14 protein-coding genes are annotated in these 15527 nt (G+C 72.1%); 10 read left to right on the forward strand and 4 right to left on the reverse strand.

Annotation, left to right across the window (positions count from 1 at the left end):
- Nucleotides 1-29 precede the first annotated feature (29 nt).
- Entirely contained in the window at nucleotides 30-536 is a 507-nt protein-coding gene (locus AB0M43_RS30390) for a hypothetical protein (protein WP_363729206.1), read from the forward strand.
- Nucleotide 537: 1 nt separating this feature from the next.
- Here AB0M43_RS30390 and AB0M43_RS30395 read toward each other — a convergent pair whose 3' ends face one another.
- Entirely contained in the window at nucleotides 538-2118 is a 1581-nt protein-coding gene (locus tag AB0M43_RS30395; protein WP_363729207.1) for a GTPase, read from the reverse strand.
- A complete protein-coding gene (locus tag AB0M43_RS30400) occupies nucleotides 2115-3815 on the reverse strand; it encodes a dynamin family protein (protein ID WP_363729208.1) in 1701 nt (566 codons plus the stop codon). The genes AB0M43_RS30395 and AB0M43_RS30400 overlap by 4 nt, the downstream gene beginning before the upstream one ends.
- Before the next feature lie 164 nt (nucleotides 3816-3979).
- Here AB0M43_RS30400 and dnaK point away from each other — a divergent pair, with 164 nt between their 5' ends.
- From dnaK to AB0M43_RS30425, 5 genes are all read left to right on the forward strand, one after another.
- Nucleotides 3980-5827: a molecular chaperone DnaK gene (dnaK, locus tag AB0M43_RS30405; RefSeq protein WP_363729209.1), complete on the forward strand. Its 1848-nt coding sequence runs from the start codon at nucleotides 3980-3982 to the stop codon at nucleotides 5825-5827.
- Nucleotides 5827-6405, forward strand: coding sequence for a nucleotide exchange factor GrpE (grpE, locus tag AB0M43_RS30410; RefSeq protein WP_363729210.1), 579 nt, complete (start codon nucleotides 5827-5829; stop codon nucleotides 6403-6405). Before dnaK ends, grpE begins: the two co-directional genes overlap by 1 nt.
- Nucleotides 6406-6433: 28 nt before the next feature.
- Nucleotides 6434-7588: a molecular chaperone DnaJ gene (gene dnaJ / locus AB0M43_RS30415; RefSeq protein WP_363729211.1), complete on the forward strand. Its 1155-nt coding sequence runs from the start codon at nucleotides 6434-6436 to the stop codon at nucleotides 7586-7588.
- Nucleotides 7585-7995 carry a helix-turn-helix transcriptional regulator gene (locus AB0M43_RS30420; protein WP_363729212.1) on the forward strand — a complete coding sequence of 137 codons (411 nt, stop codon included), beginning with the start codon at nucleotides 7585-7587 and terminating at the stop codon, nucleotides 7993-7995. Before dnaJ ends, AB0M43_RS30420 begins: the two co-directional genes overlap by 4 nt.
- A gap of 83 nt (nucleotides 7996-8078) precedes the next feature.
- Nucleotides 8079-8360, forward strand: a complete 282-nt coding sequence (locus AB0M43_RS30425) for an antitoxin (RefSeq protein ID WP_363729213.1) — start codon at nucleotides 8079-8081, stop codon at nucleotides 8358-8360.
- A gap of 268 nt (nucleotides 8361-8628) precedes the next feature.
- On the opposite strand, the gene AB0M43_RS30430 is transcribed toward AB0M43_RS30425, so the two are convergent.
- Together AB0M43_RS30430 and AB0M43_RS30435 are read right to left on the reverse strand one after the other, a co-directional pair.
- Entirely contained in the window at nucleotides 8629-9063 is a 435-nt protein-coding gene (locus AB0M43_RS30430) for a hypothetical protein (protein WP_363729319.1), read from the reverse strand.
- Between the two features lie 112 nt (nucleotides 9064-9175).
- Nucleotides 9176-11437: a bifunctional salicylyl-CoA 5-hydroxylase/oxidoreductase gene (locus AB0M43_RS30435; protein WP_363729214.1), complete on the reverse strand. Its 2262-nt coding sequence runs from the start codon at nucleotides 11435-11437 to the stop codon at nucleotides 9176-9178.
- A gap of 282 nt (nucleotides 11438-11719) precedes the next feature.
- Between AB0M43_RS30435 and AB0M43_RS30440 the strand changes: the two genes are divergently transcribed.
- The 4 genes from AB0M43_RS30440 to AB0M43_RS30455 all read left to right on the forward strand — a co-directional run bounded on the left by AB0M43_RS30440 (nucleotide 11720) and on the right by AB0M43_RS30455 (nucleotide 15463).
- Entirely contained in the window at nucleotides 11720-12385 is a 666-nt protein-coding gene (locus tag AB0M43_RS30440) for an SDR family oxidoreductase (protein WP_363729215.1), read from the forward strand.
- 192 nt (nucleotides 12386-12577) lie between these two features.
- A complete protein-coding gene (locus tag AB0M43_RS30445; RefSeq protein WP_363729216.1) occupies nucleotides 12578-13246 on the forward strand; it encodes a hypothetical protein in 669 nt (222 codons plus the stop codon).
- An 88-nt stretch (nucleotides 13247-13334) separates the two neighbouring features.
- Nucleotides 13335-14225: a fructosamine kinase family protein gene (locus AB0M43_RS30450; RefSeq protein WP_363729217.1), complete on the forward strand. Its 891-nt coding sequence runs from the start codon at nucleotides 13335-13337 to the stop codon at nucleotides 14223-14225.
- A gap of 11 nt (nucleotides 14226-14236) precedes the next feature.
- Nucleotides 14237-15463, forward strand: a complete 1227-nt coding sequence (locus AB0M43_RS30455) for a hypothetical protein (protein WP_363729218.1) — start codon at nucleotides 14237-14239, stop codon at nucleotides 15461-15463.
- The last annotated feature ends 64 nt before the right edge of the window (nucleotides 15464-15527 follow it).

The raw sequence follows: 15527 nt of genomic DNA on the forward strand, positions 1-15527 counted from the left end.
CGTACCTGGCGGCCCCGCCACCAGGCCCGATGGTGATCACGGTCGGCCCTACGACGGCCGTGGCCCCGATACCGCCGGCGCCGGTCGAGCAGCCGCCCGTCGCCGTGCCCGTACCCGAGCCGAAGAAGGTGGACCGGGTCAAGCCGCCCGTCAAACCTGTACCCACCCCGGTCGCCGAGGTGCCCGCCGGGCCCAAGGTGCCGGAGGGGTTGGTGCCGATCCAGTCGCCGCCGCCCGGCCGGCCGCTGCGGCCCGACCCGCTCGGCCCCGGCTCGCTGTCCCCGATCGGGGTCGGCCCGCTGGCGGAGGGGCTGCTGGGCGGCCTGGGGCTGGAAGGCCTCGTGCCCCCGGGCAGCTCGCTGTGCCCGGAGCGGATCCGGCGGTCCGGCACGGTGGCCGTCCGGGTGCTGCCCCCGGTCACCCGTGGAGCAGACGCTCCGGCGCTCCGCAGGACCGAGGCGGTGACCTACCGCCGGGCGGTGTCGCCGGAGGCCCACACGGTCGTGTCGTACCGGTTCCACTACTGGGCGCGCTGACTCACAGCGCGTCCAGCGCCTTGCGGGCGTCGTCGTAGGAGGTCAGCTCGGCGCGGACCGGGGCCACCACATGTTCCTCGGTGACCCGGTCCACGGCGGCGAGCAGCGCGGACGTGGCCCGGCGCTCCGTGCGCCGGGCCCCGATCCCGATCAGCGGCCGGGTCACGACCGTCAGCAGCAGGCCGGCGAGCAGCCCGGCCCCCAGCAGGGTCGGCACGGGCACGATGCCCTGCTTCGGCAGCGGCAGGTCGATGCCGAGCGCGCCGAGCCCGAGCCGGACCAGCAGCCAGCCCGCCCCGACCAGCGCGCACAGCGCGAACACCCACTGCAACCCGCCCACGAACCGCCACCAGCGGGGGTTACGGGCCGTGATCGCCGTCGAGCCCACGGCCCGGTCCAGCGCGTCGGACAGGTCGGCCTCGTCGGCGCGGGCCGCCGTCCGCACCGTCGCAGGCCACGGCGCGGGGAGGCCCACGCTGGCCTGGTCGGCGAGGTCCCGGACGGCCAGGGTCGCCGCCGCGCGCCGGGCCGGGGTCGGCGGCGGCACCGAGGTGCGGGCCACCGGGTCGAGGTGCAGGCGCTTCAGCGGGTCGCGGCGGAACCTGCCCAGCCAGCGGGTCAGGGGCCAGCCCGTCGCGGAGACCCCCCTCTTCCGGTACGACGCGCCGGCCGCCTCCGCGACCGCGTCCACCCCGGCCGTGGCGGCGAGCGCGGCGCTGGCCCGGCGGACCAGATCAGCGGTGACCTTCGCCGGTTGCGGGCCGACGAAGGCGCCGAGCCCGCCGGCCACGGTGTCCACGTCGGCACCGAGCCGGTTGGACGCCGCGCGCTTGCCCGCGACGGCCTTCTCGATCAGGGCGCGCAGCCCGGACACGCCCTCGCCGGTGGTCGTGGCGACGCCGAGTACCGGTACCCCGCTGAGCCCGTGGGTTTTCAGCAGACCGGTCAGGTCCTCCAGGCAGGCCCGGGCCCCGTCGGGCGGCAGGGTGTCGACCTTGTTCAGCACGACGACCGTGACCTCGCGGTGCCGGCGGAACTGGCTCAGATACCGCTCGTGCACCAGGTTGTCCGCGTACTTCTGCGGGTCCAGCACCCAGACCACCAGGTCGACCAGCTCCAGCAGCCGCTCCGCCTCCTCGCGGTGCGCGGCGGCCGTCGAGTCGAAGTCGGGCAGGTCCAGCAGGATCAGCCCGCGCAACGCCGCCTGCTCCTCGGCGTCCAGCACCGTCTCCCGGGCGTGCCAGCTGGGCAGCCGCAGCCATTCGAGCAGCTCACCGGAGCCGTTCGGGCCCCATACGCAGGCCTGGGTCCGGGCCGTGGTCGGCCGGCGCACCCCGACGTCGGACAGCTCCAGCCCGGCGAGCGCGTTGAACATGCTCGACTTGCCGCTGCCGGTCGCACCGGCGAGGGCCACCACCGTGTGCTCGCGGGACAGGTCGAGGCGCTGGCCGGCGCGTTCGAGCACCGCCCGGGCGGGGGCCAGCTCGGCGGCCGGCAGCCGGTCCCCGACCACCTCCACGAACCGGCGCAGGGACTTCAGCCGCGACGGCAGGGCCACGGGGCGCGGGCGGGGCGTCTTCACCGGAGCATGCCCCACGCCTTGCGGGCCCGTTCGACCTCGGCAGCAAGTTCGCGGAGATCGACGGGTACGGCCAGCGGCGGGTCGAGCAGCAGCGGGGTACGGCGCTCGTCGTAGAGCGCCTCCACCCTGGTCAGCAGGTCCTTGCGGGCCTTCGCGGCGAGCGTGCGGACCGCCTGGTCGCCGAAGATGGCCTCCAGGATCTTCTGGCCCACGACCGTCGTGCCGGCCGCCACCCCGACCTCCGCGCCCGTCGGGATGAAGCTCGTCGCCGTGAACACCGCGATCATGACCAGCAGTCCCGTCGCGTTCACCGTGTACGCGGCCACCCGCGCCACCCCGCGCTTGCTCGCGCCCTCCACCCGGACCAGCTCCAGGACGGCCGCCTGCCAGTCCCGGACCAGGCGCTCGGCCTGCGCGGGGGTGACCGGATCGGGCTCGGGCGGCTCCGGCACGGCCGCGCGCGCCCGGTCGTCGGCCTCCACCCCGGCCGCGGTGATCACGGCGGCCACCCCGCTGGTCAGGGCCTCGCGGAGCGGCTCCCCGGCCACCTGGCGACCCGTGACGGCGGCCGTGACCCGGTCGCGCCAGCGGCCCAGCCGGGCCTGGAGCGCGCGCAACAGCTCCCCCGTACCGACCAGCTCCTGCCACCGGGCCAGCACCTCGCCCTTGAGCAGCGCCCCGTCGGACAGGTCCCGGCGCACGGTGTCCAGCGCCTCGGCGTACGCGTCGTCGACGGCCCCGTTGACCCGGTCGCGCTCGGCGGTCTGCTCCTCGGACGCGTCGGCGAGCGCCCGCACCCGGTCGGGGACGGACTTCACCGCGCCGTCCAGGGTGCGGCGGACCACCTCGGCCCGGCTGGTCGCGTCGCCGGCCAGCTTCGCGAACCACTCCGACAGCGGCCGGATCACCGCCTCGGGGAGCAGGCCGTGCGAGTCCAGCGGCGTCTCCGAGATCGTGAACAGCTGCTCCTCGTCGAGGCCGTGCTCGGCGAGCAGCTCCTCGAAGTGCGCGGTCACCTCGGCCTCCGCGCCCGGCGGCACCCGGTCCATCACCAGGGCGAGGGCGACGTCGCGCTCCTTCGCCGCGTGCAGGAACTCCCAGGGCACCGCGTCGGAGTACCGCGCGGCGGTTGTCACGAACAGCCACAGGTCGGCGGCGGCGAACAGCTGGCCGGCCAGTTCCCGGTTGGACGCCACCATCGAGTCGATGTCGGGCGCGTCGATGAACGCCAGCCCCGGGGTGAGCCCGGTGGCGGTGACCAGGTGGATGTTGGCGGCGGGGTTGGGCCGCTCGTCCTCGTCGCGGATCGCGCGGAACATGCCGGTGTCCATGCCGGTGGCCCGGGACATCTTGGGCAGGATGTGGAAGCCCCGGAACCACTGGCTGTCGGCGGGGTGGCTCACCAGGACCGGTGAACGGGTGGTCGGGCGCAGCACCCCGGCGGCGCTCACCGGGGCCCGGACCAGGCTGTTGATCAGGGTCGACTTGCCGGCGCCGGTCGAGCCGCCGACGACCACCAGGACGGGCGCGTCGAGCCGGGCGAGCCGGGGCAGCAGGTAGTCGTCGAGCTGTTCGGACAGGTCGTGCGCGACGGTCCGCGCCTGGGACGCGCCCGGCGTTTCAAGGGGAAAACGGGCACCACGGACCATGCCACGCAGCTCTTTGAGCGTGGCCGCGAGCTTGTCTGCGCCCGTCACAGCCTCATCTTCCGGGTCACCGCGCCTCGTTCATACCCTGTTTCACCTAAATCACGGTATCCGATCTTGCAAGGTTGCGCGGGTGTGACTCAACTCTGGTTTGACTCTGCGCGATCGTCTGGCAATATTGAGTCCGGTTCACTCAACTCGGGAGGCACATCAACATGGCACGTGCGGTCGGAATCGACCTCGGAACGACGAACTCATGCATGAGCGTTCTGGAGGGCGGCGAGCCCACGGTGATCGCCAACGCTGAAGGGTCGAGGACGACCCCGTCCATCGTGGCGTTCGCGAAGAACGGCGAAGTTCTCGTCGGCGAGGTAGCCAAGCGTCAGGCGGTCACCAACCCGGACCGGACGATCCGCTCAGTCAAGCGGCACGTCGGTACGGACTGGAAGATCGACATCGACGGCAAGCCCTACACCGCCCAGGAGATCTCCGCCCGGGTGCTGATGAAGCTCAAGCGCGACGCCGAGTCGTACCTCGGCGAGCCGGTCACGGACGCGGTCATCACCGTCCCGGCGTACTTCAACGACGCCCAGCGCCAGGCCACCAAGGAGGCCGGTGAGATCGCGGGCTTCAACGTCCTGCGGATCGTCAACGAGCCCACCGCGGCCGCCCTGGCGTACGGCATGGACAAGCACGACGAGATCATCCTCGTCTTCGACCTCGGCGGCGGCACGTTCGACGTGTCCCTCCTCGAGGTCGGCGACGGCGTGGTCGAGGTCAAGTCGACCGCCGGTGACAACCACCTGGGCGGCGACGACTGGGACGAGCGCATCATCGCGCACCTGATCAAGACCTTCCAGGGCCAGCACGGCATCGACCTGGGCAAGGACAAGATGGCCCGCCAGCGGCTCCAGGAAGCGGCCGAGAAGGCCAAGATCGAGCTGTCGGCGACCCCGCAGACCGGGATCAACCTGCCGTACATCACGGCCGGCCCCGACGGCCCGCTGCACCTCGACGTGACCCTGACCCGGGCCGAGTTCCAGCGCATGACGCAGGACCTGCTCGACCGGTGCAAGGCCCCGTTCCAGGCCGCGATCAAGGACGCCGGCATCCCGCTGTCGAAGATCGACCACATCATCCTCGTGGGCGGCTCGACCCGGATGCCCGCCGTCACGGAGCTCGTCAAGGAGCTGACCGGCGGCAAGGAGCCCAACAAGGGCGTCAACCCGGACGAGGTCGTCGCCGTCGGCGCCGCTCTCCAGGCCGGCGTGCTCAAGGGCGAGGTCAAGGACGTCCTCCTGCTCGACGTGACCCCGCTGTCGCTGGGCATCGAGACCAAGGGCGGCATCTTCACCAAGCTCATCGAGCGCAACACCACGATCCCGACGAAGCGCTCGGAGATCTTCACGACGGCCGCCGACAACCAGCCGTCCGTGCTGATCCAGGTGTTCCAGGGTGAGCGCGAGATCGCGGCGTACAACAAGGCGCTGGGCACCTTCGAGCTCACCGGCCTGCCCCCGGCGCCGCGCGGCGTCCCGCAGGTCGAGGTCACGTTCGACATCGACGCCAACGGCATCGTGAACGTGCACGCCAAGGACCTGGGCACCGGCAAGGAGCAGAAGATGACGATCTCCGGCGGCTCCGCGCTGCCGAAGGACGACATCGAGCGCATGATGCGCGACGCGCAGGACCACGCCGACCAGGACAAGAAGCTCCGGGACGACGCGGAGACCCGCAACCTGGCCGACTCGCTCGTCTTCCAGACCGAGAAGTTCGTCGCCGAGAACGGCGACAAGATCCCGGAGGACAAGAAGACCGAGATCAACGACGCGCTCGGCGAGCTGAAGGGCGTCCTCGGGGGTACGGACATCGACGCCATCAAGGCCGGTACCGAGAAGCTGTCCAAGGTTTCCCAGGAGGCCGGCTCGGCGATGTACGCGGCGAGCGCGGCGGCTGGCGAGGCCGGTCCGGGCGCGGGCGCTCCGAACGACGCCCCGAACGCCAACCAGCAGGGTGAGGACGTCGTCGACGCCGAGGTCATCGACGACGAGAAGAAGAAGTGATGGCGGGCTCGCCCACCGGCGGGGACCGCCAGGAGGATGAGCCGGTCGTGATCCGCGACAAGCGCAGGATCTCCGCGGACGGCGCCACCCCGGCGCCGGCCGCGGAGGCCCCCGCGGTCGAGATCCTGGAGGAGGACTCCACCCAGGACGCTCTCGACGAGCTCACGAAGGACCTCCAGCGGGTCACCGCCGAGTACGCGAACTACCGCAAGCGCGTCGACCGGGACAAGGGCTTCGTCGCCGAGCAGGCCACGGGTGCGGTGCTCGCCGCCCTGCTGCCGATCCTCGACGACCTCGACCGGGCCCGCGACCACGGCGACCTGGTCGGGCCGTTCGGCACGTTGGCCGAGCAGCTCTCCCAGGCGGTGGCGAAGTTCGGGCTGGTCGGGTTCGGGGAGAAGGGCGACCCGTTCGACCCGAAGCTGCACGAGGCCGTCGCGCACTTCACCTCGCCCGATGTCACCGAAGCGACCTGTGTGGACGTGATGCGCCGGGGCTACCTGCTCGGCGAGAAGCTCCTGCGGCCCGCGATGGTGGCCGTCGGGGAGCCCGCTGCGGCCGACGAGACCGCAGAATAGAACAACGCATGACGGAGGGAGGCGCTCGATGAGTTCGAAGGACTGGCTGGAGAAGGACTTCTACGCAGTACTCGGGGTGTCAAAGAGCGCCTCCGCCGACGAGATCAAGAAGGCGTACCGGGCGCTCGCCCGCGAGCTGCACCCGGACCACAACCCGGGGAACGCGGCGGCCGAGGACCGGTTCAAGGCCGTGTCGGAGGCCTATGACGTGCTCTCCGACGACACCAAGCGCAAGGAGTACGACGAGCTGCGCTCCCTGTTCGGCAGCGGGGCGTTCCGGGGCGGTGGTCCCGGCCCGCGCAGCCAGCAGGACTTCGGCAACTACACCGGTGGCGCCGGTGCCGGGGGCGGCTTCGGCGACCTGTTCGGCAACCTGTTCGGCGGCGGGGCGGCCCGGCGGCGGACCGGCCCGGCCCGGGGGCGCGACGTGGAGGCCGAGCTGATGCTCGACTTCGACAGCGCGGCGCTCGGCGCGACCCTGCCGCTGACCCTGCGTTCGCCCGGCACCTGCGACATCTGCCACGGCAGCGGCGCGAAGCCGGGTACCACCCCGCGGACCTGCCCGACGTGCGGCGGGCGCGGCCTGGTGACCCGGGCGGAGGGCGCGTTCAGCATGAGCGAGCCGTGCCGGGACTGTCAGGGCGTCGGTTCGATCGTGGACGACAAGGACAAGTGCACGGAGTGCGGCGGCACGGGGGGCGTGACGAAGGCCCGCACCCTGAACGTCCGGATCCCGGCCGGCGTGGCCGACGGGCAGAAGATCCGGTTGAAGGAACGCGGCGAACCCGGTGAACGGGGCGGCGCGCCCGGCGACCTGTACGTGCTGATCCGGGTCCGCCCGCACGAGGTGTTCGGCCGGATGGGCGACGACCTGCTGCTGACCGTGCCGGTGACCTTCCCGGAGGCGGTGCTGGGCACGGAACTACGGGTGCCGACCCTGGAGGGCGGGGTGACCGTCCGGCTCGCGTCGGGTACGCGGAGCGGCCGCACCCTGCGGGTCCGGGGCAAGGGCATCCGGCGCAAGGACGGCTCGGCGGGCGACCTGCTGGTCACCATCGAGGTCGACGTGCCGAAGGACGCCTCCGAGGAGGCGCGCAAGGCACTCGCGGAGTTCGCGGCGGCGACGCCGTCGGCGGACCGGAGCAAGCTGGATGCCGAGGTGCGACGGCGGGAGAGGTCATGAACGCCCACGCGAAAGTCCTGATCATCTCCGTGGCGGCGCGGCTGGCGGGCATGCACCCCCAGACCCTCCGGCAGTACGACCGGCTGGGGCTGGTCGAGGCGGGCAGGGCCCCGGGCGGCGGCCGGCGGTACAGCGCGCGGGACGTGGACGTGCTCCGCGAGATCCAGCGGCTGAGCCAGGAGGAGGGCGTCAACCTCGCCGGCATCAAGCGCATCATCGACCTGGAGAACATGGTCGACGAGCTGCGGCACCGGCTGGCGGCGACCGAGGCCGCGCTGGCGGAGTCGGAGCGGCGCGGTGCGGAGTTCGCGGCTTTGCATCCCGGGTTCGCCCGGCGTGCCGTGGTGCCCAGTCACGAGACGGCCCTGGTGGTCTGGCGGCCGAGGCGCTCGCCGGAATCCCGGTAACCCCCGCCTATCCAGAGTTATACTCATGAGTGCTGGCAAATCGGGCAATACGGCCTGAAGCCGGTTTCAGGGGGGTAGCACAGATGGGCATCTTTGACGACATCAAGAAGAAGGCCGAAGACGTCCTCGGCGGCACCAAGGACAAGGCCGCCGAAGCTACGGACAACGCCCAGGACCAGGCCGGCGACATGAAGGACAAGGCCGGCGGCGCGATGGGGAACATGGCCGACAAGGCCGGCGAGATGGTCGACAAGGGCGCCAACATGGCGGACGACAAGACCGGCGGGAAGTACTCCGAGCAGATCAACAAGGGTGCGGAGACCGCCAAGGACGCCATCAACAAGATGGGCAACCGCGACAAGTAGTTGTCCGGTGCCTAGAGCACCGGAACCCCACCCAGGAGTGGGGGTTACGCCGACGTCGGATCACTGACCTCGGCGTCGGGCGGGGCCGCTCCAGGCTCCGCCCGCTCTCCGTGTGTGGGCCGGGTTCGGCGCCGGAGTCGGGCGGTGTGCCGTCGGGCGGCAGGGATCGCCGGGCTGGGCGGGGCCGTGGCGGAGGTCGCTCACGCGTGGTGCCTCCGCGTGCCGGGTCGGGGCCCACCGTAATCAGATGAAAGCCTTTGACCTGGGTTTACGTCATGAGACGGCGGGGCTTGCGGACCAGGCCGCCCTGGCACCACTCGGCGTAGTCGAACAGCTCGGGGTGGCTGATCAGGGCCTGCGCGTTGGCGGCCCACATCCGCAACTGCTCGTCGGGCTCGCCGCCCGCCCGGTCGATCATCTTCTTCAGCCGGCGCTTGGGGTGCGCGCGGAAGTCGGTGCGGACCGCGTCGGCGGTGTAGATGTACAGGCAGTGCAGGGCGAACCGGCGGGCCGGACACTGGGCGTCGGCGGCCAGATCGTAGAGCGTCGGGATCAGGGAGTCCTGCGCGACCAGCAGGTCCCAGTCCGGCGGGAGCCCGGCGAGCGAGACCGAGTCCGGGTGGTACGCCCACTCGCGCATCTCGGCGCCGGTCGGGTCGACCGGGTTCGCGAAGCCGTGGAACGTGGCCTGTTCGTTCACGATTCCCCCCTTGCGAAAACACCAGTCAGCGGCGACAACTTAGCCGGATCGCGGGGCGCGGGGCTATCCCCCGCGCGGTGACGATGATGATTGCCTGAGGGACAATGGGTGCAGATCAGGGGGTTTCAGGACGCCAACGTTGGTGCCGCGTGCCCGAATCGTTACCGCGCAGCAACTCCAGACGCGGCTTCGGGCCGTCGGTTCGCCCGGTCTGCGGCTTACGGCTGCCCGCCGCGTACGGCGCCGGCCAGGCCATCCGGTGCTCCTGTTCGGCCGCCGCGTGCAGGGTCCAGTGCGGGTCGTACAGGTGCGCGCGGCCGATCGCGCACAGGTCGGCACGGCCCGCGAGCAGGATGGAGTTCACGTCGTCGTACGAGGAGATGGCCCCGACGGCGATCACGGCGGGCCCCGGCACGCTGTTGCGGATCTTGTCGGCGTACGGGGTCTGGTACGACCGGCCGTACGCCGGGCGCTCCGCCGCGAGGACCTGACCGGTGGACACGTCGATCGCGTCCACCCCGTGCTCGGCGAACGCGGCCGCGATCCGGACCGCCTCGTCGGCGTCGACCCCGCCCGCGTGCCAGTCGGTCGCGGAGATCCGGACCGACATCGGCTTCTCGGCCGGCCAGACGGCGCGGACCGCGTCGAACACCTCCAGCGGGAACTTCAGCCGGTCGGTGCCGTAGGCGTCGGTGCGCAGGTTGGCCAGCGGGGACAGGAACGACGACAGCAGGTAGCCGTGCGCGCAGTGCAGTTCGAGCAGGTCGAAGCCCGCCCGGTCGGCCCGGACCGCGGAGGCCACGAACTCGGCCGTGATCTCCGCCAGATCGGCGGCCGTCAGTTCGCGCGGGACGGCGCTTCCGGGGCCGTAGGGCAGCGGTGACGGGCCGACCACGGGCCAGTTGCCCTCCGGGAGCGGCTCGTCCATCCCCTCCCACATGAGCCTCGTGGACCCCTTACGTCCGGAGTGCCCGAGCTGGACGCCGATCTTCGCGCCGTTGTCGTGGGCGAACCGCACGATCCGGGCCCAGGCGTCGCCCTGCTCGTCGGTGTAGAGCCCCGTGCAGCCCAGGGTGATCCGGCCCGGCTCGGACACGCACACCATCTCGGTCATCACCAGGCCCGCGCCGCCGAGGGCCCGCGCGCCGAGGTGCACCAGGTGGAAGTCGTTGGGCATGCCGTCGACGGCCGAGTACATGTCCATCGGGGAGACGATGATCCGGTTCGGCAGCTCCAGGCCGCGCAGCCGGAAGGGCTCGAACATCGGCGGGGTACCGCTGGCCTGCACCCGGGCCACGAACTCCGGATCGCGCAGCTTCAGGTTGTCGTACGTGATCCGCCGCGACCGGGTGAGCAGGTTGAACGCGAACCGCAGCGGCTCCTGGCCCACGTAGTCGGCGAGGTTCTCGAACCAGTCGAGGCTGGCCCGGGCCGCGCGCTGGGTGGACACGACGACGGGTTTACGTTCCACCTCGTACGCCGTCAGGGCCAGTTCCAGGTCGGGCTGCTCGGCCAGGCACGCGACCAGGGCCAGCGCGTCCTCCATGGCGAGCTTCGTCCCGGAGCCGATCGAGAAGTGCGCGGTGTGCGCGGCGTCGCCGATCAGCACCACGTTCCCGTGCTGCCAGCGCTCGCAGCTCACCGTCGTGAAGTCGATCCACTTCGAGTTGTTGCTGACCAGCTTGTGCCCGCCGAGCAGGTCGCCGAACAGGGCGCCGATCCGTTCGATCGCGTTCTCGTCGGTGAACCCGGCCCGCTCCCAGACCTCGGCGCGCATCTCGATGATCAGCGTCGAGCCGTGGGTGTCGTACGGGTACGCGTGCGCCTGCATCACGCCGAACTCGGTCTCCAGCACGTCGAACGTGAACGCGTCGAACACCTTGTCCGTACCGAGCCAGATGTAGCGGCAGTCGCCCGTCTCGTACTTCGGCCGGAACTCGGCGGCCAGGGACCTGCGGGTGGCCGAGTTGACGCCGTCGGCCGCGACCACCAGGTCGTACGCGCCATGGTCGCCCGGGAACTCGGTGCGGTGGTGCAGCACGACGCCCAGGTCCCGGCAGCGCTCGACGAGCAGGCTCAGCAGGAGGCGCCGGCTGACCGCCGCGAAACCGTGGCCGCCGGAGGTGACGACCTCGCCCCGGTACCGCACGTCGATGTCGTCCCAGCGGGCGAACGAGCTGGCCAGCGAGGCGTAGAACGCCGGGTCGGCGGTCTCGATCCCGCTGAGGGTCTCGTCCGAGAAGACGACGCCGAACCCGAACGTGTCGTCCGGGGCGTTGCGCTCCCAGACGGTGATCTCCCGGGTGGGGTCGAGCTGTTTGGCGAGCGCGGCGAAGTAGAGCCCGCCGGGGCCGCCGCCGATGACCGCTATACGCACGGGCCAAGGTTATGCTGTCTTCGCGACGATCGTCAACGGTGCGACATGTGATGAGGTCGCGCGAGGTGGGCGGCAGGCCGGGTGGCGCGGGTCGTGCGCCTGACCGGGGCGGTCGGCTGACGCCGTGGCGGGTCGGGCCGCGTCCGACTCGGTCAGAGTTGATCCTGTGGCGGGTCGGGCCGCGCGTGGCGAACCGGGGCAGGCGTCGGGTCCGGCGGTGCGTGGTGGTGGTGTTCGGCGGTGCGTGGTGGTGGTGTTCGGGTCGAGTGGAGGAGAGTAGTCGTGCGGAGAGTGCTGGTCACCGGTGGGAACGGCGGGATCGGGCGCGCCGTCTGCGCCGCCTTCGAGGCCCTGGGCGACACCGTCCTGGCCGCTGACCTGCCCGAACACGATGTCCGGGATGCCGCCGCCGTGGCCGCGCTGATGGCCGACTTCCGGCCCAATGTCCTGATCGCGCTGGCGGGGGGCTCGTTGGGGACCCCGCGGGACGAGTACACAGAAGATGATCTTGATTTGGTTCTCGACGTCAACGTCAAGGGCACCCTCTACTGCGTCCGCGAGGCCGCCCGGCACATGTCCCCGGGCGACGCGATCGTCACGTGCTCCTCGATCGGCGGCCGGCAGCCGTCCCCGGTGACCGGCGCGCCCTACGCCGCCGCCAAGGCCGCGATCGGCGGGCTGACCAGGAAGTTCGCCCGGGACCTCGGGCCGCTCGGCATCCGGGTCAACGCCGTCGCGCCGGGACTGTTCCTCACCGGGCGGTTGCAGGGCATGTTCGACGGGCTCAGCGACCGGGAACGCGCCGACGTCCTCGACGCCATCGCGCTCGGCCGGATGCCGGAACTCCGCGAGATCGTCGACCCGATCGTGTTCCTCGCCGGCGACGGGGCAAGCTTCATCACCGGCGTGACCCTCGACGTGAACGGCGGCCGCTACCTCCCGCTGTAGCGCCGCGCCCCCGTGAACTGGGCAAACACCGAAAACCAACAAGCTCTGACGATTACGCCGAGCGTGTGACCCCGCCCTGAAGGCACTCGTCGGGTGGTCACCACACCACCTACGCCGGGCGTGTGGCCCCGCCCCGGAGGCACTCGAAGGATGGTCACCGGGCCGCCCACCCCCGAGATAGGCTCGGCCGCCATGACCCTCTTCGACGAGCTCTACGCCAAGGGCCGGACGGCACTCCTCACCGGCCAGCCCAAGCGCGAGACCCCGCCGGTCGACGGCGGCCCGGCCTGGGGCCTGACGGTCGCGTTCCGCCCCACCCCGCCCCTCACGACCCGGATGGCCGAGGTGGGCGCCGAGGCCCTGACACTCGCCGGCCCCGGGCACTGGGCCACCGGCAGCGCGCACTCCTCGCACTTCACGGTCCGCTGCCTGGAGACCTACCGGACCGGGCTACCGGCCGGTGACCCCACCGTCGGGCGGGTCGGCGACGCGCTCCGCAAGGCCGCCGTCGGGCTCCGGCCGTTCCGGCTCGCCGTCACCGGGCTGACCCTGACCCCGGGCAGCGTGATGGCCTGCGCCGAAGCCGAGGGCGACACCGCCGAGCTGCTCAAGGACCGGTTCGGGGCCGCACTCGGCGCGGACGGGCACTACGAGGCGGACTTCCACCGCACCATCTGGTACTCGAATCTCGTGCACTTCGCCGGCCCGGTCGCCGAGCCGGCCCGCCTGGCCGACTGGGTCGGCGAACGACGGCAGCTCCACCTCGGCGACGCGCTGGTCACCGGGGTGGAGCTGCTGCGCTGGGATTATGACGGGTCCCAGATGGTGCCGGTCGTGTACGAGACTGTGCCGCTCGGGTAGCGGGCCGCTCGACCGACCGGGTTCTTGAGGGGTCGCCTTCCGGACCCTGATTCGCCCATCGGGGGTTTCCCTGGGGCAATATGAGGGCGTGGACCTGGCGTACCTGCGCGCGAACCCGCACCTGCTGCTCACGTTTATGACGCACCAGCGGCTGCGCACCACCCCCGTGGCGGGTGGCTCGATCTGCTCGGCCGAGCGGATCACCCTCGACGACGGTACGGACCTGCTGCTCAAGACCTGGCCGGGCGGGGTGTCCGGCTCGCCGACCGAGGAGCGCCGGTCCGCACCGCCGGGGCTGTTCGCGGCCGAGGCGCGCGGGCTGCGCTGGCTCCGGGAGGCCGCCGGGGTCGCGGTGCCCGAACTGATCTCCGCCACCGACGAGCTGCTCCTGATGGAGTGGGTCGAACACGGCCGGCCGACCGCCCTGGCCGCCGAACGGTTCGGCCGGGAACTCGCGGCCACCCACCGGGCCGGCGCGCCCGCGTTCGGGGCGGCCGAGGACGGGTACCTGGGGAACCTGCCGCTCGACAACACGGTGGGGGAGGATTGGGCCACCTGGTACCGGGAGCGCCGGATCCTGCCCTACCTGCGGCTGTCCGTGGACAACGGCGCGCTCGACACCACCGACGCGGCCCGGATCGCCGGCATCTGGATCGAGGCCCCCGACGAGCCGCCCGCCCGGCTGCACGGCGACCTGTGGCCCGGCAACATCATCTGGGGCGAGCGGGACACCCCGTGGCTGGTCGACCCGGCCGCGTACGGCGGGCACCGCGAGTCCGACCTGGCCACGTTGTTCCTGTTCGGCGGCACCCCGCACCTGGAGACCGCGCTGGCCAGCTACCACGAGGCGTGGCCGCTGGCCGAGGGCTGGCGGGACCGGATCGCGCTGCACCAGCTGCACCTGCTGCTCGCGCACACGGCCCTGTTCGGAGCGAAATACCGGTCCGCGGTACTGCGCGCTACCCGCCAGTACATGTAGCGTCTGGCGCCATGGACAAGCGGCTCACCGACCTCGCGCTCGCCGTCACCGTCGCGGCGACCGCCGGCGTCGGCACCCGGGTGATCATGCAGGCGGCCAGCACCGGCTGGGACGGCGGCCTCACGGAACCCCTGGTCGGGATCCTGATCGGCGCCGTGGCGGGCGGCTGGCTGGCCAAGTTCGGCTGGGCCCGCTGGGCGGTCACCGCCGGGCTCGGGGTGGCGGCCGTGCTGCTCGCGGGGAACGCGTACACGAAAATCGAGTTCTTCGGGCAGTTGCTCGCCCACGGGGTGCCCTACCTGGCCGGGGCGGTCGCGTTCGGCGCGATCCTGCCGCAGGCCGTGGCCCCGCTCGCCAAGACCCGCAGGCCGAACGCCGCCGGACTGGCCGCCTGCTGGGGCGCCGCCGTGCTGGGCACCCTGCTGGCCAGCTCCTGGCTGGAGGCGAACGTCGACGGCCAGCTGTACGTGTGGATCGCCGTCCTCGGCTTCCTGACCAGCCTGCTCCCGTCGCCCTACGCGAACGTGAAGAAGCGGCCCGTCGACCCCGGGGCCGGCCCGCTGCTGCCGCTGCTCGGCGGGCTCGCCGTGTTCGCCGCCGTCGGCCCGCTGGTCCAGCCCAGCAGGCCGACCTCGGCCGGCGACCTGATGATCCTGTACCTGACGCTGCTCGCCCTCGCCGGCTACGCCCTCTACGCCTCCGTGCGCAGCCGGGGCCCGCTGCTCGCCGGGGTCGCGCTGCTCGGCGTGGTCCTGTTCGGCACGGCCGTCCAGATCACGCTCCAGATGCAGAAGATCGCCATCAAGGGGTACGGGGTCGCGTTCGTCGTCGCCGGCGTACTCGGCCTGGCCGTCGTCGTCGCCGCCGCGCTCGCCCCCGACCGGATCCGCCGCCCGCTGCTCATGATCGGGCCGGGCGTCGCACTGGCCGGGCTGCTCCCCGTACTCGACATCGGCGGCAAGCCCCGGGTCGCGCTCTGGGCCGTCGTGGTGGTCGCGGTCGGGGTCGCCGCGACGGTAGGCGCGGGCCTGCGCGACGCGAACCGGACCACGACCGTGCTCGCCGGGGGGCTGCTGGTCAGCGCGATCGTGATCGGGGTGAAGCTCGCCCAGGGCATCCGGATCCTGGCGCTGCTCACCGGAGGGACGCCCGGGGGAGTGCTGGCGCACTGGTTCGCGCCGTGCGTGGTGCTGATCGCGGTGGCCGGGTTCGTGGGGTACCAGCGGCGCAAGGGGTAGCGGGGCCGCACAGGGAGAGCGGCGAATTGCGGGGGACGAGATGTGTCGTACCCATCTTGTAGGG

The organism is Longispora sp. NPDC051575 (assembly GCF_040681875.1).
Classification (GTDB): domain Bacteria; phylum Actinomycetota; class Actinomycetes; order Mycobacteriales; family Micromonosporaceae; genus Longispora.

Coding starts and splice junctions, on each gene's coding strand:
- AB0M43_RS30390 (WP_363729206.1), top strand. CDS start 30: ATGGTGATCACGGTCGGCCCTACGACGGCCGTGGCCCCGATACCGCCG.
- dnaK (WP_363729209.1), top strand. CDS start 3,980: ATGGCACGTGCGGTCGGAATCGACCTCGGAACGACGAACTCATGCATG.
- grpE (WP_363729210.1), top strand. CDS start 5,827: ATGGCGGGCTCGCCCACCGGCGGGGACCGCCAGGAGGATGAGCCGGTC.
- dnaJ (WP_363729211.1), top strand. CDS start 6,434: ATGAGTTCGAAGGACTGGCTGGAGAAGGACTTCTACGCAGTACTCGGG.
- AB0M43_RS30420 (WP_363729212.1), top strand. CDS start 7,585: ATGAACGCCCACGCGAAAGTCCTGATCATCTCCGTGGCGGCGCGGCTG.
- AB0M43_RS30425 (WP_363729213.1), top strand. CDS start 8,079: ATGGGCATCTTTGACGACATCAAGAAGAAGGCCGAAGACGTCCTCGGC.
- AB0M43_RS30445 (WP_363729216.1), top strand. CDS start 12,578: ATGACCCTCTTCGACGAGCTCTACGCCAAGGGCCGGACGGCACTCCTC.
- AB0M43_RS30455 (WP_363729218.1), top strand. CDS start 14,237: ATGGACAAGCGGCTCACCGACCTCGCGCTCGCCGTCACCGTCGCGGCG.